Source organism: Gaetbulibacter aquiaggeris (assembly GCF_044003965.1).
GTDB classification, from domain to species: Bacteria; Bacteroidota; Bacteroidia; order Flavobacteriales; family Flavobacteriaceae; genus Yeosuana; species Yeosuana aquiaggeris.
The window spans coordinates 221,746-244,570 of sequence record NZ_JBAWKC010000004.1; the positions used below are offsets into that span (position 1 = coordinate 221,746).

Annotated in this window: 22 protein-coding genes; 6 read left to right on the forward strand and 16 right to left on the reverse strand. The window is 31.5% G+C overall.

Annotated elements, in window-relative coordinates; genetic code table 11:
- Positions 1-69: 69 nt before the first annotated feature.
- The 4 genes from V8G56_RS12795 to lptB all read left to right on the forward strand — a co-directional run bounded on the left by V8G56_RS12795 (position 70) and on the right by lptB (position 3,007).
- Positions 70-1,035 (forward strand): KpsF/GutQ family sugar-phosphate isomerase, encoded by a 966-nt coding sequence (locus V8G56_RS12795; RefSeq protein WP_395438846.1) that lies wholly within the window; start codon positions 70-72, stop codon positions 1,033-1,035.
- Positions 1,035-1,856 carry a twin-arginine translocase subunit TatC gene (gene tatC / locus V8G56_RS12800; protein ID WP_395438847.1) on the forward strand — a complete coding sequence of 274 codons (822 nt, stop codon included), beginning with the start codon at positions 1,035-1,037 and terminating at the stop codon, positions 1,854-1,856. The genes V8G56_RS12795 and tatC overlap by 1 nt, the downstream gene beginning before the upstream one ends.
- Positions 1,849-2,196 (forward strand): carboxymuconolactone decarboxylase family protein, encoded by a 348-nt coding sequence (locus tag V8G56_RS12805; protein WP_395438848.1) that lies wholly within the window; start codon positions 1,849-1,851, stop codon positions 2,194-2,196. Before tatC ends, V8G56_RS12805 begins: the two co-directional genes overlap by 8 nt.
- 70 nt (positions 2,197-2,266) lie before the next feature.
- Positions 2,267-3,007, forward strand: a complete 741-nt coding sequence (gene lptB, locus V8G56_RS12810; RefSeq protein WP_331633586.1) for an LPS export ABC transporter ATP-binding protein — start codon at positions 2,267-2,269, stop codon at positions 3,005-3,007.
- Positions 3,008-3,010: 3 nt separating this feature from the next.
- On the opposite strand, the gene V8G56_RS12815 is transcribed toward lptB, so the two are convergent.
- Both V8G56_RS12815 and V8G56_RS12820 read right to left on the reverse strand, forming a co-directional pair.
- A complete protein-coding gene (locus V8G56_RS12815) occupies positions 3,011-3,886 on the reverse strand; it encodes a DUF808 domain-containing protein (protein ID WP_395438849.1) in 876 nt (291 codons plus the stop codon).
- Between the two features lie 12 nt (positions 3,887-3,898).
- Positions 3,899-4,651, reverse strand: coding sequence for a CDP-alcohol phosphatidyltransferase family protein (locus tag V8G56_RS12820; RefSeq protein WP_395438850.1), 753 nt, complete (start codon positions 4,649-4,651; stop codon positions 3,899-3,901).
- Between the two features lie 126 nt (positions 4,652-4,777).
- On the opposite strand from V8G56_RS12820, the gene V8G56_RS12825 reads away from it, so the two are divergent.
- Positions 4,778-5,848, forward strand: a complete 1,071-nt coding sequence (locus V8G56_RS12825) for a putative type IX sorting system protein PorV2 (RefSeq protein ID WP_449528518.1) — start codon at positions 4,778-4,780, stop codon at positions 5,846-5,848.
- A 16-nt stretch (positions 5,849-5,864) separates the two neighbouring features.
- On the forward strand, positions 5,865-7,049 hold the full coding sequence (locus tag V8G56_RS12830; RefSeq protein WP_395438851.1) for a lipoprotein N-acyltransferase Lnb domain-containing protein: 1,185 nt from the start codon (positions 5,865-5,867) through the stop codon (positions 7,047-7,049).
- Here V8G56_RS12830 and V8G56_RS12835 read toward each other — a convergent pair.
- From V8G56_RS12835 to V8G56_RS12900, 14 genes are all read right to left on the reverse strand, one after another.
- The gene (locus V8G56_RS12835) at positions 7,036-8,427 is read right to left on the reverse strand and encodes an exopolysaccharide biosynthesis polyprenyl glycosylphosphotransferase (protein ID WP_395438852.1); all 1,392 of its coding nucleotides are present in this window, start codon (positions 8,425-8,427) and stop codon (positions 7,036-7,038) included. The genes V8G56_RS12830 and V8G56_RS12835 overlap by 14 nt on opposite strands.
- Before the next feature lie 59 nt (positions 8,428-8,486).
- On the reverse strand, positions 8,487-9,497 hold the full coding sequence (locus tag V8G56_RS12840) for a glycosyltransferase family 4 protein (RefSeq protein WP_395438853.1): 1,011 nt from the start codon (positions 9,495-9,497) through the stop codon (positions 8,487-8,489).
- The gene (locus V8G56_RS12845; RefSeq protein ID WP_395438854.1) at positions 9,451-10,680 is read right to left on the reverse strand and encodes an O-antigen ligase family protein; all 1,230 of its coding nucleotides are present in this window, start codon (positions 10,678-10,680) and stop codon (positions 9,451-9,453) included. The genes V8G56_RS12840 and V8G56_RS12845 overlap by 47 nt, the downstream gene beginning before the upstream one ends.
- Positions 10,681-10,805: 125 nt before the next feature.
- Entirely contained in the window at positions 10,806-11,882 is a 1,077-nt protein-coding gene (locus V8G56_RS12850) for a glycosyltransferase (RefSeq protein ID WP_395438855.1), read from the reverse strand.
- Positions 11,879-13,000 carry a glycosyltransferase family 4 protein gene (locus V8G56_RS12855; protein ID WP_395438856.1) on the reverse strand — a complete coding sequence of 374 codons (1,122 nt, stop codon included), beginning with the start codon at positions 12,998-13,000 and terminating at the stop codon, positions 11,879-11,881. The genes V8G56_RS12850 and V8G56_RS12855 overlap by 4 nt, the downstream gene beginning before the upstream one ends.
- Positions 12,997-13,992, reverse strand: coding sequence for a glycosyltransferase family 2 protein (locus tag V8G56_RS12860; protein ID WP_395438857.1), 996 nt, complete (start codon positions 13,990-13,992; stop codon positions 12,997-12,999). The genes V8G56_RS12855 and V8G56_RS12860 overlap by 4 nt, the downstream gene beginning before the upstream one ends.
- A gap of 2 nt (positions 13,993-13,994) precedes the next feature.
- On the reverse strand, positions 13,995-15,533 hold the full coding sequence (locus V8G56_RS12865) for a glycosyltransferase family 2 protein (RefSeq protein WP_395438858.1): 1,539 nt from the start codon (positions 15,531-15,533) through the stop codon (positions 13,995-13,997).
- Positions 15,530-16,672, reverse strand: coding sequence for a glycosyltransferase family 4 protein (locus tag V8G56_RS12870; RefSeq protein WP_395438859.1), 1,143 nt, complete (start codon positions 16,670-16,672; stop codon positions 15,530-15,532). The genes V8G56_RS12865 and V8G56_RS12870 overlap by 4 nt, the downstream gene beginning before the upstream one ends.
- Positions 16,669-17,757, reverse strand: coding sequence for a glycosyltransferase family 4 protein (locus V8G56_RS12875; protein ID WP_395438860.1), 1,089 nt, complete (start codon positions 17,755-17,757; stop codon positions 16,669-16,671). The genes V8G56_RS12870 and V8G56_RS12875 overlap by 4 nt, the downstream gene beginning before the upstream one ends.
- The gene (locus V8G56_RS12880; RefSeq protein WP_395438861.1) at positions 17,748-19,133 is read right to left on the reverse strand and encodes a hypothetical protein; all 1,386 of its coding nucleotides are present in this window, start codon (positions 19,131-19,133) and stop codon (positions 17,748-17,750) included. The genes V8G56_RS12875 and V8G56_RS12880 overlap by 10 nt, the downstream gene beginning before the upstream one ends.
- Complete coding sequence (gene neuC / locus V8G56_RS12885) at positions 19,133-20,263, reverse strand: UDP-N-acetylglucosamine 2-epimerase (RefSeq protein WP_395438862.1); 1,131 nt, start codon at positions 20,261-20,263, stop codon at positions 19,133-19,135. The genes V8G56_RS12880 and neuC overlap by 1 nt, the downstream gene beginning before the upstream one ends.
- Positions 20,256-21,299 carry an N-acetylneuraminate synthase family protein gene (locus V8G56_RS12890; RefSeq protein WP_395438863.1) on the reverse strand — a complete coding sequence of 348 codons (1,044 nt, stop codon included), beginning with the start codon at positions 21,297-21,299 and terminating at the stop codon, positions 20,256-20,258. Before V8G56_RS12890 ends, neuC begins: the two co-directional genes overlap by 8 nt.
- Positions 21,299-21,952 carry a hypothetical protein gene (locus V8G56_RS12895; RefSeq protein ID WP_395438864.1) on the reverse strand — a complete coding sequence of 218 codons (654 nt, stop codon included), beginning with the start codon at positions 21,950-21,952 and terminating at the stop codon, positions 21,299-21,301. Before V8G56_RS12895 ends, V8G56_RS12890 begins: the two co-directional genes overlap by 1 nt.
- A gap of 7 nt (positions 21,953-21,959) precedes the next feature.
- Positions 21,960-22,790 (reverse strand): acylneuraminate cytidylyltransferase family protein, encoded by an 831-nt coding sequence (locus V8G56_RS12900; protein ID WP_395438865.1) that lies wholly within the window; start codon positions 22,788-22,790, stop codon positions 21,960-21,962.
- Between the last annotated feature and the right edge of the window lie 35 nt (positions 22,791-22,825).

The window sequence follows — 22,825 nt, forward strand, 5'->3', positions numbered from 1 at the left end:
AATTTTAATTTGACCAAGTTTAAAGATAGTAAAATCTTTATAAGCATCTATTAAAAAAAAACATAAATTTTGAATACCAATAAGGCTATTATAAATAATGCTAAACGCACTATAGAACTGGAAAGTCAAGCTATTTTATATTTATCTGAATTAGTAAATGATGATTTTGCAGAAGCGGTAAATTTAATTCACAACTCAACCGGAAGAGTTATTATTACGGGTATTGGAAAAAGTGCCATTATTGCTACTAAGATAGTTGCTACGCTAAATTCAACTGGAACGCCAGCTATCTTTATGCATGCTGCGGATGCTATTCATGGTGATTTAGGATTAATACTCGAGGATGATGTGGTTATTTTTATTTCAAAAAGCGGTAATACTCCGGAAATTAAAGTTCTTGTTCCGTTTATTAAAAACGCAAAAAATAAAATGATAGCTATTACGGGTAATAAAGACTCGTTTCTAGGGCAACAGGTTGATTATGTTTTAAATGCTTTCGTTGAAAAGGAAGCCTGCCCGAATAATTTAGCGCCGACCACAAGTACTACGGCACAATTGGTTATCGGTGATGCATTAGCTGTTTGTTTGTTGGAATTAAAAGGTTTTTCAAGTAAAGATTTTGCTAAATATCATCCAGGCGGTGCCTTGGGTAAAAAATTATATTTAAAAGTCAGAGATCTGTCTTCGATTAATGAAAAACCTCAAGTTGCCATAAATGCTCCTTTAAAGGATGTGATTATTGAGATTTCCAAGAAAATGCTCGGAGTTACTGCCGTTGTAGAAAACGAAAAAATTATTGGTATTATTACAGATGGAGATTTACGTAGAATGCTAAGTAAGGTTGACAACATGTCTTTATTAACTGCAAAAGAGATTATGAGTACAAATCCAAAAAGCATCAACTCCGACGCTATGGCTATTGATGCTATGGACGTTATGGAATCTCATAGCATTTCACAGCTACTTGTTGAAGAAAATGGAAAGTATGCCGGTGTAGTGCACATTCATGATTTAATAAAAGAAGGTATCATATAATGAAAAAAAAAAATATAAATGAAATGTCTTTTTTAGATCATCTTGAGGATTTAAGATGGCATTTAATTAAATCTGTCGCTGCCATAACAATAGCGGCAACAGGTGCTTTTTTGGCTAAAGGTTTTATTTTTGATGTTTTAATTTTTGGACCATCAAAGGCAAGCTTTATTACTTACCAATTATTATGCAAAGCCTCACAGTATATAGGCATGGAAAGTTTTTGTTTTACAGAACTTCCTTTTAGAATTCAAAGCCGTACCATGTCCGGCCAGTTTTCAGCACATATATGGACTGCCATAACGGCTGGTTTTGTTGTTGCCTTCCCTTATGTTGTTTATCAACTATGGAAATTTATCAGTCCTGGATTACACCAAAATGAACGTAAACATTCTAGAGGCTTTATTATTATATCTTCATTATTGTTTTTCCTAGGTGTCTTATTTGGCTATTATGTGATTTGCCCATTATCTATCAATTTTTTAGGAACCTACCAAGTAAGTAATGAAGTTCACAATGATTTTGATTTAAGCAGTTATATCGGCCTCATCAGATCTTCCGTTTTAGCTTCTGGTTTGGTATTTGAACTACCAATTATCATCTATTTTCTTACCAAAGTAGGATTGGTAACGCCGGCATTTCTTATAAAATACAGAAAATATGCTTTAGTGATCGTATTAATTGTTTCGGCTATTATTACGCCACCCGATATAGCCAGTCAGGTTATTGTTGCTATTCCTATACTTATCCTTTATCAGGTAAGTATCTTAATTTCACGAATTGTTATTAGAAATCAAAAAAGAAAAGAAAAAAAACATGTCTGATATAGTTGCTGAATTTAATGAGTATCGTGCTAAAATGAATGATAAAATTTTAGCTGATAACAATAAGATTATCAAACGTATTTTCAACTTAGACACCAATACGTATACTGAAGGGGCTTTAGATGTTAAAACTAAAGAATTGTTAGGTTTAGTGGCTTCTGCGGTATTACGATGTGATGACTGTATAAAATACCATCTAGAAACCAGTTACAAATTAGGTTTAACTAAAGATCAGGTTGTGGAAGCACTTAGTGTTGCCACTTTAGTTGGCGGCACCATTGTTATTCCTCATTTACGCCGCGCTTATGAATTTTGGGATGCTTTAGAGGCACAAGAATAAACCAATTTAAAACCCATGACTGCTAAATAGTCTATATGATTTTACTATTTTTAGCGTTCATTAATGATATATGATTTTAAGAGCCGAAAATTTAATGAAGTCCTATAGTGGGCGAAAAGTTGTTAAAGATGTTTCACTGGAAGTTAATCAAGGCGAAATTGTTGGACTATTAGGACCTAATGGTGCAGGAAAAACAACCAGCTTTTATATGATTGTTGGTTTAATAAAGCCTAATGGTGGGAAAATTTTTCTTGACAATACAGAGATCACTAAATATCCTATGTATAAAAGAGCTCAAAACGGTATTGGATACTTGGCTCAAGAAGCCTCTGTTTTCAGAAAACTGAGTATAGAGGATAACATTTTAAGTGTTTTACAATTAACCAAATTAAGTAAGAAGGAACAACTGGATAAAATGGAATCCCTTATTGATGAATTTGGTTTAGGACATATCAGAAAGAACCGCGGTGATCTATTATCAGGTGGAGAGAGAAGACGAACTGAAATTGCGCGTGCGCTAGCAACAGATCCTAGCTTTATATTATTAGACGAACCATTTGCTGGAGTTGATCCGGTGGCAGTTGAAGATATACAGCGTATTGTAGCCCATTTAACAAAGAAAAACATTGGCATATTAATTACTGACCATAATGTACAGGAAACACTAGCCATCACGGACCGCACTTATTTAATGTTTGAAGGAAGCATCTTAAAAGCAGGGATTCCTGAAGAACTGGCTAGTGATGCTATGGTTAGAAAAGTGTATCTAGGTCAAAATTTTGAATTGCGTAAAAAGAAAATAAGAGATTAAAAATCAGGTTTTAATTATCTTATATATCTTCCTAAAGATTCCTAAAAGTAAAAAGACTAAAAATCCAGCTACTAATCCTACATTGGCATCTTTAATAAAGGAAGGAATAAATTCCAAAAAATGATGCAATGGTTGTATGTTATGAGTAAAAATACCACCAGACACTAAAATAAGGGCAATCGTACCTATTACAGATAGGCTTTTTATAACTATTGGCAAGGCTCGAACCAGTGATTTTCCGATGGCTAAGGTAATTCCTTTTTTGTCATTACTTTTTTTAATAAGCCTGAAACCCAAATCATCCATTCTTACTATCAAGGCTACGATACCATAAACTCCAATAGTTGCTAATATAGCAACGAAAGAAACCACCAATATTTGAGACAAAACAGGTTTTCCTAAAACAGTTCCTAAGGCCAGGATAACTATTTCAATTGACAATATGAAATCAGTAAAAATGGCTGATTTTATCTTTTTTTTCTCAACTTCCAATACTTCTTCTTTTGAAATACCATCTGTTTTAACCACTTCTATTGAATGTTGATGCGGCACAAAAAACTCTACTATCTTTTCAACGCCTTCATAAGCCAGATAAAAACCTCCTAAAACTAAAATCAAGGTAACCGCCCATGGCAAAAAAGAACTCAACAAAAATGCAACAGGCAAAATAATAAGTTTATTAAGAAAGGAGCCTTTTGTTATGGCCCATATAACAGGTAATTCTCTTGAAGAAACAAACCCTGTAGCCTTCTCTGCATTCACCGCTAAATCATCACCTAAAATACCCGCTGTTTTTTTTGTTGTGATTTTACTCATAACAACCACATCATCCATAAGAGTTGCTATATCATCTAATAAGGCGAAAAAACCTGAAGCCATTTAATTTTTATATTATTTTATAACAATACTATCTAACAATGACATTGAAATATATAGCAGAATAATTACAGGAATAGCTGCAAACTGCAACAGAATTAATAAAATGACACACAGCATAATAAAGGTATATCGTGAGGCATTGGCCTTAAATCCCCATTCTTTAAATTTTAATGCAAATAATTTAATGTTTGAATTTAAAAGATAACTGCTGAGTAGCGTTAAAGCTATTAAGAACCATTTATTAAGAATAATGGTATTCATTAAATCACTATTTTGAAATTCAATTATCAATGGTAGCGATATTATTAACAAGGTATTAGCAGGCGTTGGTAATCCTTTAAAATAACTCTGTTGATCTTCATCTAAATTAAATTTTGCTAATCTGTAGGCTGACGATAAGGTTATAAAAAGGCCCATCAAAGGAATAAATGAAAAAGGCATTCCGCCTGAATGAAAAACAGAATTCCATTCATCATGTAAAAATATCACATCAGGTTCATTTATTGACAAAGACAATAACTTAAACATGATGATTCCAGGCACTAATCCACTGGTGACCATATCTGCCAAGGAATCTAACTGCACTCCTAAAGGACCTTGAACATTAAATTTTCTCGCAAAAAAACCATCAAAGAAATCAAAAAATATTCCCATAAAAACAAAAAAAGATGCCGCGACAAAATTGTTATTCACCGCAAAAATTACAGCAATACTTCCACAAAATAAATTTAAAAGTGTTAATGCATTAGGAATATATTTTTTCATATATCGATATTTGTAGTATGTAAAAATAACAAACATTTTTCGTCTAAAATAACTATCAAACAATATCTGTCCATATTTCAAGTTTATAGGTAATAAATTATGTGCATATTTGTAAAAAAATTGCGATTGAAGTCATATATAACTACTGTTTTTTTAATTGTTACTGTGACCCTTTTTGGTCAGACTACCAGAAAATATTCCAATGAATTTATGAATATTGGGGTTGATGCGGCAGCGCTAGGAATGAGTAGTGCCGTTACCTCTCATACGGCTGATGTCAATTCTGGATACTGGAATCCTGCCGGGTTGGTCAATCTTGAAGATAATCAGTTGTCTTTAATGCATTCTAGTTATTTCGCCAATATTGCCAACTATGATTATGTTGCTTTTGCAAAACCCATAGATGACCGAAGCACCATGGGCATTTCGTTAATCAGGTTTGCTGTTGATGACATCTTAGACACTACACAACTCATTGATGATCAAGGTAATATTAATTATGATAGAATCAGTTTATTTTCTACTGCAGATTATGGATTAACCTTTTCATACGCCAGAAAACTACCAGTAGAAGGCCTGAATTATGGCGTTAATGCGAAGGTAATACGAAGAATTATAGGTGATTTCGCCTCTTCTTGGGGATTTGGTTTAGATGTAGGTATTCAATTTGAAAGTAAAAATAAATGGAGATTTGGACTTATGGCTCGAGATATTACAACCACGTTCAACGCATGGAATATTAATGAAGACGCCTTTGCCAAAATTCAAAATGCCGTTGAAGGACAAAATCAAGAATTGCCAGAAACAACAGAGATCACGATTCCAAAACTTCAAATTGGCATTTCAAAATTGATGACTTTCAATTATGATTATTCTTTTTTAGCAGCCCTGAATTTAAATGTTCGTTTTGAAGAAAATAATGATGTTTTTTCGTCGTCATTTGCAAGTATCAATCCGGCTTTAGGCTTTGAATTTGGGTATATTGATATGATTTATTTAAGAACTGGTGTTGGAAATTTTCAGAATGAATTACAAATTGATAATACGGACCAATTAAGTTTTCAACCAAGTTTTGGTGTTGGTTTCAAATACAATGGTATACAAGTAGATTATGCTTTTACTGATATAGGAGACCAAAGTGTTGCGCTCTACTCCAATGTATTTTCATTGAAACTCGATTTTAGTATCTTTAGATAATTTATCACGTCTTTTTATGTTTAAAAATCTACTTACCACAGTCTCTCTTATATTTTTCACATACTCATTTTCTCAAACTTCTACCTTATCCAATGAGGCTAAAATTAGTATTATTACCGTTGCCCCGGGAAGCTCATTAAATGATGCTTTTGGTCATAATGCGATAAGAATAAATGATCCAATCAAAAATTTAGATATTTCTTTTGATTATGGACGCTTTGATTTTGATGCCCCTAATTTTTACTTAAATTTTGCCAGAGGGAAATTAAATTATTCTATTGGTGCCAGTAATTATTATGATTTTGTGAAGTTTTATAAATGGCAAAACAGAAGCGTTGAAGAACAGGTATTAAATCTTAGTCAAAAACAAAAGCAAAAACTTTATGACTATTTAGTAAACAATTACCAACCACAAAATAGAAATTATTTGTATGATTTCTTTTATGATAATTGCGCTACCAAAATTAAAGACGTTTTAAACCAATCAACCAATAATGCTATCTTATTCAATGCTCCAAAGGATTTTAAACCTCAAACTTTTAGAACTTTAATACAGGATAAATTAGATTGGAACACCTGGGGAAGTTTAGGAATAGATGTCGCCCTTGGTTCTGTTATAGATCAAATCGCAACGGCTGAAGATCACATGTTTTTACCAGCCAATATTCATATATTTTTTGATCATGCAACTTTTAAAGATAACAACACTGCAGTAGTTGGACAAAGTATCCTAGTTTATAAACAAACCAATCAGCCAAAATCAAACTACTTTTTTATAAGCCCAATAGTTGTTTTTGGTCTTATAGGGCTGTTCATACTAATTATAACTTATAGAGATTTTAAGAGCAGCAAAAGAAGTAAATGGTTAGACATAACTTTGTTTAGTATTACCGGTATTATAGGCGTTGTTGTATTACTCCTATGGTTTGCAACTGATCATAAAGCGACCCATCAAAATTATAATTTGCTTTGGGCTTGTGCTTTAAACCTTTTTGTGATAGGACAACTTTTTAGAAAAATCCCAAAAACTTGGTTTATCAAATACCTTAAGTTTTTAGTCATCCTATTATGCCTGTTAACATTACATTGGATCATTGGTGTACAGGTTTTTGCCTTTGGACTTATCCCTTTATTAATAGCCCTTTTTATAAGGTATCTCTATCTGATAAAATACTTTAACCAACAAGCTATTGCCCTCTAAAGAAAATGATGGTGCTTAAAGTTTTTATGAGAATATTGGCATCTAAAAAGAAGCTTCTGTGCTTGATGTAGTACAAATCATATTGAAGTTTTAATAAGCTATCATCAACCGAAGAACCATAGCGCGTATTAACCTGCGCCCAACCTGTTAAGCCTGGTTTAATAATATGCCTTGTTTCGTAAAAAGGTATCGATTGAGACAGTTCTCTTACAAAATGAGGGCGTTCTGGCCTGGGCCCAATTAAACTCATTTCTCCTTTTAAAATATTTAAAAACTGTGGCATCTCATCAAGTCTTGAGTTTCGCAAAAATCTACCAAAAGGGGTTATTCTTACATCTCCCTTTTTTGACCATACAGCACCGTTTTTCTCTGCATTTTTAACCATCGTCCGATACTTGATGATACTGAATAAATGGCCGTTTTTCCCTATTCTTTCTTGTATATAAAATAGTGAGCCACGATTAGCAACAAGATTTCCAAGAACAATGAATGGAAGCAACAGGCAACCAAAAAAAATACCTAAAAAGGCTATTAACAAATCAAAAAAACGGAAAAAAAATAAATACAACTTATTTTGATTACTCCTGCTAAACGGAAAGTATTTATAAAAATCTTTACCTACAAATTGCACGGGAACACGTTGAGTCATGTCTTCATAAACTTGCGTGTATTCCTTTATTGGGAAGCCACCTTCTAATAAGGTAATAAGGTCTCCATAAATTTCAGGAGTAATGTTTTCTGAATTATAAGTAGCAATTACTATTTCTGTAATATTTTCATCTTTTATAATTTGATAAATCTGTTTAGGACTATATTCAACAATACCCTTTAATTTAATTTTATCCTTTTTCTTAGTTTCACAATTAATAAACCCTACTATTTTATAATTTGGATCGGAATCATTAAAAATCTCTATGATATTTTTAATATTAGATGTTTCTCCAACTATTAGGACTTTTTTAAAAAATCTTGGAGACACAATAAATGTTAAATAGGCAATTCGCCATAGAAACAATGCAAAAATAATGGCGAAATAAAAATATATGATCTGTAGACGATTTTCTGGTAAAAGAGGCGTGAAAAATGGTGTTAAAAAATAGAATAAAACTGTAACAGACACAGTAAACACAATACTAGTAGAAATCTTTTCAATTTTACTTGATTTTTGCAGATCGTAAAGCTCAAAAATAGTTCCAAATATAGAAACGTACAGAATGAGCACAAAAACCCATCTCCAATTTTCCTTGGTAATGGTAAAATAATCAAAATCAAAGCTGTTACTTACAAAATATAAAACAACCAAAATGGAAACAATATCAAAAATGCGTAATAAAACTTTACGCTCGGAAATATTGAAATGAATCCCTTTTTTGAACATTTTTGAATCTATAAATGAGAGAGCATAAAGATACTAAGTTAATTTTTATAGCAACTAAATTAATCTAATAATGAAATCCATTGCGATTTAATTTTATCCCAATCATAACCCTCAACTTTTCGACGGGCATTTTGTGCTAATTTAATGGCTTTGTCAGGACATGATCTTATTTCTTTGATAGCATCCACGAACTCTGAAACGTCATCTCGGTTCACTAATATACCATCTTCATTATGGTTTATTAAAAAAGGCAACCCACCAACGTTCGTTGAAATTATAGGCAAGCCTAATGCCATAGCTTCAATAACGCTCACTGGCATATTATCAAAATTAGTGGTATTGAGAAACACATTGTAATCTGTTGACATTTTTATCCATTCATTTTTAGATAATTTTCCAGTAAAAATGACATCAACCCCTAATGCTTTCGCATAATCTTTAGTTTTTTCTAAAGTACCATCGCCTTCTGGTCCTACCATACAAAGTGAGGCGTTTAATCCTTCATCCTTAAGAGATTTTACAATTTTTACAGCAAGTAACGGATTGTATATTTCTGAAAAAGAACGAACCCAGAGCAATTTGATAGTCTTAAATTCTCTTAGTTTGAAAGGATAATTTTTAAGATCAATCGCATTTGGAATAATCATTACATTAGAAAAACCTTGTTTTGAAAATTCAGACTGTATATATGTGGAAGGTGAAATGTTTATAAATGCATTTTTAAAAATGGCTTTGCTTAATTTAGGATTTGATTTTATTCTCTTTGGTAAATTACCACCGTGTAAAATGGGAATGAACTTTAAATTAACAATCCTACATAATTGGCTACATAAAAAGGCATAATAAAAATTTGAGGTACTATATGTGTCTATTAAAACATAATCTACTTTTATAGCATATTTTAAAATAGCAAAAAGCATATCAAAAAGTCGAACCAGTTTATTCCTTTTATTTGAAAAGGCAAAAACCTTATAACCTTCAAGTCTTAAGGATTTACTCAAGGTTTCAATAGTGGTTTCTGTTTTACCGGTTTTGGATAGATGATTTCCTATGTACAGGAGATTCTTCATACTTGATGTTTAACAAACAAAGTCCATAAATAAAGGCTGGTGCCGCGATACGCATAGCGGAATGATTAATAGTCAGAAGCCAAAAGATATAAAAAGAATAAAAAAACAAGTTCGATTTATTCTTTATTCTATAAATCAAAGGCGTAATGAGTAAAATTAAAAAAGCAAACACCCCTAACAATCCATGCTCTGCCACAATGCGACTTATTTCATTATGAGAGGCGGCTTCAACCCCGGTTTCGCTCAAACGTACTTCTTTTACTTTACCAACTCCAATTCCCAGAAATGGATTATCGACAAACTCGGCAAACTCAAAAGCTATTAAATCAGAACGACCTGTTGATACATCTTCCTTAACGCGACCTGCTGCATCCTGATTAGCATAGCGCTTGTCTATGAAGCCGCCCGTTTGCACCGAACTTATAATCCACGTAAAAAGTATCATTATCATGAAAATAATTAAGGACAGCTTAATCCGAAATTTTGTTTTTAAATTAACTTTTATATAATATAATCCAATAAAACTTAGAATCATGATTATTGCTGTTAGGACTCCTCCTCTACTAAATGTAATGATTGCTCTAAAACTTAAAATTCCCAATAAAGCTAAATCAAATAATCTGTGAAAAATAGTTTCTTTTGATATAAAAAACCTAACAGCTAACACAAACATACCAATTCCTAAAACCGTAGCTACTTGATTCGGACCAAAACCACCAGACGTTTCAAAGTTAGATTCAGTACCTGTAACAACTTCTTGTAAATTGGGGGTATACAAAACCAAATACACAGTCATACTTACTATGGGCAATAATAAAAACAACAAAATATTTTGAATTTGCTTAAAAGTAATGGTACGCTTATAACAAAATATAGCAGTTATTCCCAAACACACAGGTCCACTTAAATTAAAGGCTATGGCTCTTCGGATATCTGTTTGAAACCCCATTTCTGTTACGGCTACAAAAATCCCTGGTATTAGAAGCAATATATATAAAACAAATATCAGAGATTGGTTACTAAAACTATTGCTTATCAAACCCATCATAATAAATGCAATCACTAAATATTTAATAGCTTCATAAAAAAAAGTGCCTCCATTCATTCTTAAAAACACTTCAATACCCACAATATAAGCACAAGCCATTAATACATAAAAAGACTTGTTTTTTTTTGGAGCCATGAAGATTTTATAACTAAAAAAAATAGTAATGAATAAAAAATATAGGGTCGCAAATGGGCTAAATAGAAATATTACCACCGCTAAAAAGACATGAAAAACAAGCAGTTTATAATATAATGACAAGGTCATTTTTGATGTTTTTTATATATGTTCATTAAAGTTTCCATTGTACTCGATTCCGAAAAACTAGATGTTATTTTATTATTTAATTTTTTAGCAACATGTCTTGTCAAATCTACATCATTTATAAAAGTTAATAAAGCTTCAGCTAAAACTTTATCATTTTTTGGTTCAACTAAAATTCCTTCATCCTTATTGGAAACAACTTTATTACAATCACCTACCTTGGTAGCTATTACTGGCAAACCAGCTAAGCCATATTCTAATAAGGCTAAAGGTAAGCCTTCAGACTTTGAGGACAAAACACCTATAGTACTTTGTCTTAATATATGATGTACATCGGAACAACTTCCATAAACAAAAACATGATTATCCAATTTATTGTATTCAATAAAACCATTAATAGCATGGTAACATTCATCGTCACTAAATGCACCTATTAAATGCAAACTCCAATCATTATAGGTATTAAGAATCGAATTAAAAGCTTTTAATAAATTAATATGATCTTTATCTGGTCTTAAATTAGCTAAACAAACAATTCGTTTTCCTGATTCGCCATGAAGTGTTGTTGTTTTTAATTCTAAATTTATTGTCGGAAAATTAGAAAGCACATATACTTTTTTGGCTAAAAGTTTGTGTTCTGATCGAGTTTTTAAAGAATCATTGACTGCTATAATACCTGAAAAAAAATGAGAACTAATTTTTAGTATGAATTTATTTATTGATGAAGTTTTTTCTCTATTTCCATAATGTTCATGCCATATTACAACCAATTTTGGGTGTAATATTTTTATAATTGTTGCTAAAAAAAAAGAGGACGCATGGGCGTGAACAATATCGATTCCATGCCTTTTTATAAAACGATGTAGTTTTGAAATGGCTTTAAAATCCAGAGTATATTTTTTATTTAGAAACAGATAATGGACATCTTTAGAAAGACTTGTTTTTAACAATCCTTCTTCTCGTGTTGAACATAAATAAGACACTTCAATGCGGGGCACCAATGAATTTGCATAATTTACCGCTACACGTTCTGCTCCACCAGCATTTAATGAATCAATAAGCTGTAACACTTTCATGAATGATGTATCAATTTAGAAATTTCAGTTTCAAAAACCTCTAAAGTAAAGTTTTGAGACCAATTGGCTGCTTTTTCAGACATTGATTTTAATGTATCAACATCTTTTAATGCATCTTTAATTTGAATGACATCTAGTTTCAAGTTAGCTTCCATTAAAATGCCCCGGTTACCAAAATCTAACATATAAGGCACACATGAGACAGAAGTCGCAATAGGAATTACGCCAAAAAACATGGGTTCTGAAATGGCTTTTGGCCAACCTTCAGATTTTGAAGGTAATATCGAAAAATGAGCTCTTTTTAATGTTTCTTTTATAACCTCTTTTGGTTGATTTCCATGTAATATAACTAATTTTTCAAGTTTATTAACTGAAATATACTCTTCTAAAAGTTCTTTTAAAACACCATCGCCATAAATATCTAAATGTACAGGAATGCCTTCCTTGTGTAAGGCTTCAATAATTTGAATCGCTAATAATGGTCGTTTTCCTTCAACCAAACTTCCTATAAAAACAAATTTTAAATAACCAGAATAATCTCTTTTTAACGGTTCTATTATTTCTGATTTTCTATAGGTTGCAGTAAAAAAATGTTTTACATTTTTGGTTTGACACGGCCAATCGCCATAGACTAAAACCTGTATGTTTTTAGTTAAAAATGTGTTACTTAAAATCCACTTTTGCAATTTATAACTTAAAGGTTGTTTTGCTTTTGGATCCCAATTTCCAGCATATTTTGCTGTTTTCATTTTCTTCGGAAAAAAAATCTGAACAATACATCCTATGAAGCCAATATTGCCTGGGCAACGTAAATGAATATGATCTGTTCTTTTGCAGGCTTTTATTAAAGCAGCAATAATAATTGGCACCTTAAATAAAGATGTCAGAGTCGTTTTAAAAGACGTAAATTGTATTTCTGGTAATGCACTAAAGTGAATATTACTATGCTGATAAGCAATTTCAATTACTGTTTGCTCACCCCCGATCCTAGGTGCTACAATTTCAACTTTTTCTACATATTTTAACCATAAATTCATTTCAAGAACATAAGGAGCATAACTAAATATAGCGTCTTCTTTAGTTTTATGTAAAGCATGCGAAATAATTAAAAACCTCATATTTCTATCTTAGGAGCATTAAATATAAGTGAAAACCAACCAACAATACGTCCGAAACTCTCAGTCAACGCTTCCTTTTTGTTAGATGTTGTTACTATATTAAGTAGTCTTATTTTGGTCAATAAAATGGCTGTTAAATGCCACTTTAACCTCGCTTTTAAGGACGGATTGGGGTATTTAACACGCCATACATACCAACCATTTCTAATCACCATTTTACCATAACGATATTTATTGGGGCGACCAGAAAAATTATGATAATGAGCTAGTTGCGCATTTGTATTTATATAAAGCTTTCCTTTTTTAGCCAATCGTAGCGAAAAATCGGCATCTTCATATAACCCATAACCCTCAAAATACGTTGAGAATTTTAGATTTTTAAAAACTTCTTTTTTATAACTGGAAACACCTCCCATAAGTTGTTCTACTTGATATGTTTTACCTGAAGGCGGCAAAAAACTAATGGAACGCCCATGCGAAAACGTAGGCATAAAACCAGGATTAACATCTGGTAACAAACCAAATAGTTTGCGAATTTTAAAACGTGATGGCTCTTCTCGCATCCATCCGTCGTAATAAAATTTAGATTTATTATTTTGATTATCTGACTCTTGCCAATTAACTTCATTAGTTATATACCCTCCAACCGCCAATGCATCGGGTTTTTCTAAATAGGTTTTAATTAAATTTTCGAAATATTGTGGTTCCAAAATAATATCATCATCTAAAAAACAGATTATTTCTGATGTTTCATCAACTAAATTAACACCATAATTACGCTGTTTTGTTAAGCCTCTATTCTTCTCATTAATTTTAAAATACTTTAAATTTTCGAACGTATTTTCTTTTAAAATAATTTCAGTTTCACTATTGGTAGATCCATCAATAATTAAAATGTCATTAGGATATAAAGTCTGCACTTTAACCGACTGCAACAATTTAAGTATAGGTTGCGGTCGCATATATGTACATATAATTAATGTGAAGTTCATAATTATTTTGTTCTTTTTCCTAACGCAATAAGTTTTTTTGCGTAAAAAGTTGACCGATTAAACTGTAACATTCTTAATGGGAATTTCAAAATTCTTATTGGCAATTGCGCTAATTTAGCTTTCGAAAAATAAAACACAAAGTACTTGATTTTATACTCTTTACGTTGTCTTTCGTCGAAATGTTTAAACAATTGATACATAATAGTTGGGCTTGGTATTGGGACAATCCACTTAACAGGTGTGTCTAATTCCCAAGGTTGTTGTTTTCTTTTTTTGCCTTTTATCCCCGCTTGTTGCCCCCAAAATCGGTAACCGCCAACTGGAGGTTTTAAATGTAAATTAACTGAAAATGGGTTATGTAAAACAGTGACTCCCAGTTTTGTGATGGACAAACCAAAATCACTATCTTCACCATAACCGCCATCGTAATTAATATCGTTACCAACTAATAAGTTAACAACACGTCTTGAAACACAAGAATTAGCGTTACTGAATGATTGTGCAGCACCTACCTTCCAACGTGCATCTCCCATAGCTTTTAACTTTTCATCTAGATCGGATAAATCTTGTTGTTGATTATCCGCACGAATATCCAACCCATTGCAAGCTTCTGCGTTATATGTTTGCAATAATCGAATATGATTCTCAATAAAATTAGGTTGAATTCTTATATCATCATCTCCAAAAACAACATAATCACCTGTGCATAGATCAATTGCTTCATTTCTTGCTCTACAACTTCCCTTAGTGGTTTGCCATTTAAAAATTACTTTAAATGAATAGTTTTTAGTATCATATAAAAATTCATCTCTTGAGTTTGCAGGCGTTGCATCTACAACAATGACTTCAAACGGTTTATAGGTTTGATTTTCTAAATCGTTTAAAAGATTTAAGGTAAAATCCTGACGCATCATGGTGGGAATGATATAACTCACCTTTGGAGTTTCATTGATGGCATGTAATTCTCTTGATTTTAATAGGATTGACTTATCTTTAAACTGAAAATTCCTTTTTGCATACCAAAAACTATTGATTTCATTTAATTTCCAAAAACCTCTACGAAATAACATATAAATACTATGAGACCGTTTAAAATTTTTTACATAAAACGTATAAATATCTTTCGTTGAAATCGTGACTTCTTCAACAGTTTTATTAAATAACCCTTTAATAAATAAAGGAACGGCGCCTTGATATCGTAAGGTGTTAAATCCAAAATCTAATGCAGATGTTTGAATGTTTTCGTAATCAAAATCAAACCCACCAAACATCTCCCAAACCTGTTTCCTTATAACAAAAGCATTAGGATTTATACGCCAACTAACCGATTTGTCTAAATGATCAAAATCCTTGGCATACCAAAAATAAACCACCGTTTGATATACAATTTCAGGAAAGGTATTTTTATATCCTTGGTCTAAACTACTATGCCAAATATCGCCTTCGCCTAAAGCCAACTCATCTAGCAATTTTAAATCTGGATTGCCATGATACAATAATTCCTCGCCTGTTAATGTGATATGTTCTTTTAAATGTATCAAGGTTTGAGTAATGTTTTATAAAATTCTATCGAACGTTTCGCTATTAAATTATGACTAAATTGAAGCTTCACTTTTTCTCTAGCCGCAATGCCAAATTGAAGACGTTTTTTATCATCATCTAATAATTCTAAAATACATTCTGCATATTGTTTATGTTGCGTTGGATGTACTAAAAACCCTTCCTTCCCATCTTCTATCATCTCATTTGCCCAACCAATGTTAGATGCCACAATGGCCTTCTCCATAGCCATAGCCTCCAACCACGACACGGGTAAGGCTTCAGCAAAGGTAGGAAAAACACAAACCGTCGCATCTTTTATCAAATCTTGAATTCTAGAATAGTCTACAGCACCCAAATAACTTACTTTTTTTAAGGCAGTTTTATTGAAGAGTGGTTGCATTAATTGCCAAGTTGAAGAGGACCCTGTTTTTATATCGGCACTATCTTTTCCTACAAGAATTAATTCTACTTCCTTATTTGAATTGTGAACCACATTAAATATTTCTGGCAATTCTAAAAGCCCTTTTTTTCGAATTAATGTTCCAAAATAAAGAATAGTTATTTTTTCTGAATCGCTTTGTTTTGGCTGAAACAAAGACGCATCAATACTGTTTGGAATTACTGTAAAATTTCTATTCAAATTGAATAGCTCATTAGTTAAATTACCAGTGAAGGCACTCACGCTTATAATGCCATCAGCTTTTTTAAGCGCCCGTTTCTCAAGAAATTTGTTTTTATATTTTACTTTACGATCATCTAAATAACAAAAATAAGTGTCACTTCCATTTTCTCTAATAACTAAGGGGCATTTCGGATTTACAAATGCGGTAAAACCAGTCCAGTCTGGAGCTTCTAGGATATCTATTTTACCAGAAGCGTACAAGGAATTAATTAATCGCTCTACTTTTTTTTGAGTAAGAATAAGCGATACCCCTTTAACTTTCATGTTTTTTATTTTGAAAAAATGAATGTTACCTTCCAAAAAATAATCGTCTTTATCTTGTCCATAAGCAAGAATGTTTATTTCGTGCCCTAAATCAGATAAGGCTTTTGATAAATTGAAAATACTGGTACCAATCCCGCCAGCATTCTTCATTTTAAGATGCGGATATTCTGGAGTTAGAAAGGCTATTTTCATATATCTAAAATTTCTATATGATTATATACCATAGTATTAATTGAAAATTTATTTTCAATTAAGGTTCTAGTATTTCCTTTAATACTTTTATTTCCTTCAATTACTGAACTCAATATAGATGATAGAGCTTTAATATCTTTTGTTTCAAAGATAAATCCGTTTTCATTATGAGTAACAACTTCTAAATTGCCACCAACAGGTGTTGTAATTACAGGAATATTAGCTGCTAAACTTTCTAAAATAGACAAGCTAAAACATTCCATATGCGTAGGCTGAATGAGATAATCATAATGTTGGTACAACTCATTGACGTTAGAATGACTTCCTTTAAAAATAAAATTGTCTTCTAGTTTATATGTAGAAACTGACTGAATCAACTGATTTTTATAAGGACCATCACCATAAATATCAATTTTTAAATCTGATTTTAAATCACTTGGCAATACCCTAACTGCCTTAATTAAATCTTGAATACCTTTTGATTCTCTTAAATGCGAAACCACTAAAAACTTAGGGTTTATCAAAATTCTTTTAGTAGTTTTTGGTATGATATCATCCATATAAACACCATTATATATTGTTTGCGTTTTATCTCTTAAAAAACGACCAAAATCATGTAATATAGCACGACTTGTATAGTCTGAAACTCCAATAAATAAATCAATATGCTTAGAATATAACCATCCCTTTATTCTTTTCTTAATTCGCTTTTTAAGTGAATAGCCTTCTAAAGGTCTTGGGTTATGATCAACGACAATAACTTTTGCCCTTTGTAGCTTTTTAATGGTTGAATAAAAAGACGTACACAACTCTATAAAATGGGTGATGATATGTGAATATTGAGCTTTTTGTGTTTTTAAATATGTTGTAAAGTGTTGTTCCAGACTTACATTATTAGCAGGCATAATATTAAATTGATGATAATCTCCATGTGAAGCTCTATTAGGAAAAAACCAATCTACTTTAATATTTTTTTCGATGCATTTTTTATTAAAAGCCCAGAAAAAATAGTCCATTCCTCCAACCCTGCTTTCAAGAAGTTCGTAGTTGCAAATAATAGCAATATGTTTAGGGTTTACATCCATTGGTTTAAACTTAACACTAATTGCTTATTTGTTTCTTCTAAAGAAACACCTACTTGTTGTTTAATAAATTTTTTACGATTGGCAGAATCTTCATCATTATTTAAATAAACTGAAATGGCATTTAAAAGCGCTATCTTGTTTTTTACAACCTTTGAAGATTGACTATTCACTAGATGTTGTATGTGAGCATACCCAAGAAACCGTTGGTCATCATACAAACCATTAGTTTTATTTCCAAAAACAGGGTTAATAACAGACTTATCAAACAACATAAAATCTAAACTCATGGTAGATAGCATGTTAATATTTAAATCGGAATATTCTAACAATGCTCGCAATTGTTTAACATCTTCAAGTGTTGGAATACGTTGCGACCATGATTCTTGATGGTTGGCACGAACTTGTTTCCATTTTGGAAAATTCCACTTTATAAATGGAAATTTATGAACTAAAGTTTTAAAACGAATGGGGTCTTCAGCTGGCGAGGTTCTAACAATAAAATTAACAGTTTCAATGGTTTTATTCTGAATAGCTTTTGCAATGGTTTCAATATATAGCTCATCGTTTTTACTTGTTGAAATATCGCCACAACTAAAACAAATAGTCATTAAATTAGAATCTAAATTGAATTCTGAAATAAAATCTTCTTTTGATAATTTATAATCATCCATTACATACGGCACAAATTGTGGCGTCCCAACGACTTTAATTTGATCTTCGTTGATTGCGGTATAAAACTGAAGTAAATCTTGTTTCATTAAATCACTCCAAACTAAGTAATAATCAAAATTTGAAGCCATTCTACCTTTTGAAGCTAAATTATCCCAACTAAAAATAAAGGCTGCAGTTTTTAATTTATTCTTTTGCGCAGCATAAACCAACGGTGCTATATATGGCGGACGCTGATGCGTAAAAAATAACAAGTTGAATTCTTCTTCCTTTAGAATAGAAGCATATTCAATCGTTATTTTATGATTACCAAAGGTACTATTTTGTAACTTTTGAAATTGTTGAATATTGTATTCTGAATGAAATACGGATGTTAATTTGTAGATAAACCGCGTTGCATATCCTCTACTAGTTTTTAGTTTAGAATCATTTGTTTTTAAATTATCTTGAATGCCTAAATTTCCTTTTTGATTTAGCTTTAAATGCGCAATTTCTTTAGCTTTTCTAAAAAACCAGGTTTTAAAAGTTTCTACAAAAACATCAAGTTCAATAACTCTTAAATTAGTGTGTTCACTATAGATTTCTTTGGGTAAACATGATAGAATAACAACCTCATCAAAAGTTTTATTTGCATATTTTAAAAAATCACTTAAAATGAAATTTCTAAAGCCAACGCCATCGGTAATTACCAATCCAAGTTTTTTCATTAAAGCTCTCTAAATTGTTTTTGATGATTTGTTTTCCAAAGTGATTCTGATTGTAGAACCTTTAAAAATTCTTCAGCACTGTTTCCATTACCAAAATTATTGGTTTCTTTAGGAAAACTAATATTTTTTATCTGTTCAATACTTTTCAAAATCTCTAAGCCAGTGTATTCAGAATTAATAATAGCTTTTGAAAAAACCCTGTTATTTTGCCTTGTGCCAATATTTACAGTAGGAATTCCATAATAAGGCGCTTCCCTCACGCCGGCACTACTATTGCCAATAATAAATTCAGAATGCTTTAACAAGGTTAGAAAATATTCAAATCGAACAGATGGAAATACCCTAAAATTAAGATATTTATTAAGCAATTGGTAAGCGTTTAATATGGTTTGACTTCCCATGTCATTATTTGGATAAATAACCACATAGTTTTTACTACTTTCAATTAATGCATTTACAAATTCCTTAGCGTAGTTTTCCATTTGCCTATGCTCGGTGGTTACAGGATGAAACATAGCCATGGCATAAGTTTCAAAAGAAATATCATAATAGGATTTTACGGTTTGTATATCTGGTAATGCATTAGAAAACATAATATCAACGTCCGGAGAACCAATACTATAAATAGATTCTGGTAACTCTCCCATTTGCTCTAACAACAATTTTGCTTTGTCATTTGAAACAAAATGAATATGACTCATTTTACTAGTGGCATGGCGCAACAATTCATCAATGGTACCAGATAATTCGCCTCCTTCAACATGCGCCACCAAAATATTGTTTAAACTACCTACAATGGCTCCTGCTAAAGCCTCCACACGATCACCATGAATAATAATTAAATGGGGTTGAACTTGTTTAACAAATTCAGAAAAACCTGTAATGGTTTTAGCTAAGGTTAAATCCATACTGGCTTCATCAGTATCGTTTCTAAATGTAGAAATATTTTTAAAACCGCAACGCTCTACTTCAATAAGTGTATACCCATAAGTTTCAAGAAGATGCATGCCGGTAACAAAAATATGAGGTTCAAAATCTTTATTATCCTCAAGAATTTGAATAAGGGGTTTCATTTTACCGAAATCGGCCCGTGTACCCGTTAAAAACGCTATTTTTTTTACCTTATTCAATATCGCCCCAAGTTAATTGTTCATCATTTCTAATATCGCGAATAGCTTTCTTTCCTAAGATACTTTCAAAATGTTCTGCTAAAATCTTTCCTGTACCAGGGCGTTTTACCCATAAATTATCTTTCGTAAATAGGTCACCTTTTTTTATTTTTGAAATACTGCAAACCGACGCAAAAGCGAAATCTATGGTAACTTGTTCTTCTTTCGCAGGTTCTTTAGTGCCGCCTCGCATTAAGGCCATTTCTTTACTGTCAACAATGAGGTTTTTACAAATAATTTCATCCATACTACAAACAATATCTGGACCTTGACGATTCATATGGTCTGTAAAGTGGCGTTCTAAAATAGAAGCCCCTAAAGCTACAGCACCTAAACAAGCATTGTTATTAAGTGTATGATCGCTTAAACCAAATACCTTATCTGGAAACGCTTTATGCAACTCTATCATAGCTCCAAAACGCACTAAATGACTTGGTGTTGGATATAAATTAGTAGTATGAAGCAAAGCAACTGGCACATGATGTTTATCAAAAATGGCGACTGCTTTTTTAACACTTTCGATGGTATTCATGCCTGTACTCAGAATAACAGGTTTCCCAAATTGCGCAATATGCTCTAATAATGGGTAATTATTACACTCACCAGACCCTATTTTATAAGCGGGTACATCAAACCGTTTTAAACGTTCAGCAGCAGCACGTGAGAAAGGTGTTGAAATAAAAATCATGTCTTTACTTTCTACATAATTTTTTAATTCAAATTCATCTTCTTCATTAAAAGAACAACGTTCCATGATGTCATAAATGGACACATTAGCGTTTCCTGGGATTACTTGTTTAGCAACACAGCTCATTTCGTCTTCAACAATGTGTGTTTGGTGTTTTACAACCTCTACACCTGCTCTATGAGCTGCATCGACCATTTGTTTTGCTACTTCCAACGAACCTTCATGATTGATACCAATTTCGGCAATGACCAAAGGTGGATAATCCAGTCCTATTTTTCGGTTTGCAATTTCTATGAATGGGTAATTCATCAATTATTAAATTTTCTAACTTTTCGTTTCACGTATGTAAATACTTTTTCTTTAAACCAATATATCTTCATTAAAAAAGTTGGGTTTATAAATATCAACTGACCTCCACCTAAATAATTTTCAAAACTATTTCCTCCATGAACATAAGTAGGATTTTTCTTTAAAGTAATCACATTAACATAATAATGTTTTGGAAATAAACTCTTTAAAGTTTGGGTTTGAATACTACGATCTCCTTCTACAAATAGTATTGTATGTGTCTTTACATAATTCTTAATTTGATGCAATGAATTATCTAAACCATCAATAATAATCAAATCAAATGTTTTATTATCAATACTTTTAAGTTCATCAAATAATTTCACATCATTAAAATATTTAACATTAATTGGTAGAACAGACAAACAAAATTCATTTAACTCTGTACCATAATAACTTAAAGACTCTTTTTTTTCTTTTGAGCATTTTAGGATTGTATCGGAAACTGAACCAATCCCCATTCCCAATTCCAAAACACTTTTTATTTTAAATTTTTGAATTAAATTTAAAATAGTAAAAAGCGCAAATTCTGAAGCTATATAATCACTCCCATTTAATTCACAAAAAAACTTATAGTTTTCTTCTGCTATTTTTTTTATTAAAAACTTACTCATTATTATTTTAATAGTTGTTTAAAATAAATTCTGCTAAATCAAAATCTACTTGGCTATCAATATCAATGGATGTAAAAGGATGGTTGACTATTAGTGGAAATACATTTGATGTAATTATTTCGTTATTTAAAATATGCTTTGATTTTGTAATATATAACAAGCCGTTTTCAAAATACAAAGGTTCTAAATCCTGACTACGTTGCCCAATTTTATAATTAAATGGTTTGAATTCATCATTCTTAATTGTTCCAAACTTCTGATGATTCCTCGAAACCGTAAACAAACTATCACATCCTCTTTTTTTAAATAATTCAATGGCCTCTATTAATAAATGTTTTGGTCTTAACGGATTTGTAGGTTGTAATAAAACAACGTTTTCAACTTGTTCTTTAATACTTTCTAAAACATGTTTTAAAGCTGAAACTGTTGGTTCTAAATCACCTGACAAATTACATGGTCTATCAATAACTAAAGCGCCATGTTGTAAGGCTATGTTTTTAATGTTTTCATCATCAGTTGTTACATATATAGCGTCAATAAATTCATACTGCTTTGCGTAATTGATACTATGTACTAACAACGGAATATTTCCTAATAATTTAATATTTTTATTGGGTAATCGCTTGGAGTTTCCTCTTGCTGGTATGATGGCTATCGTTTTCAATGTTTTTCTATCAATATCATATTTACATTTTTTTTTAGGAACTATTTCATAACTCATACCTTTAGCTAAAGGGTTTCTATATTCAATAAATGATTCAATTTTAGATTTCACCCAATCTTTGACTGACGCTATTTTTCTTTCTTTATATTGAGTATCAACAATGGCATATTCCAAAATTTCTAAACCACACTGTTTTAAAAAATGTTCTA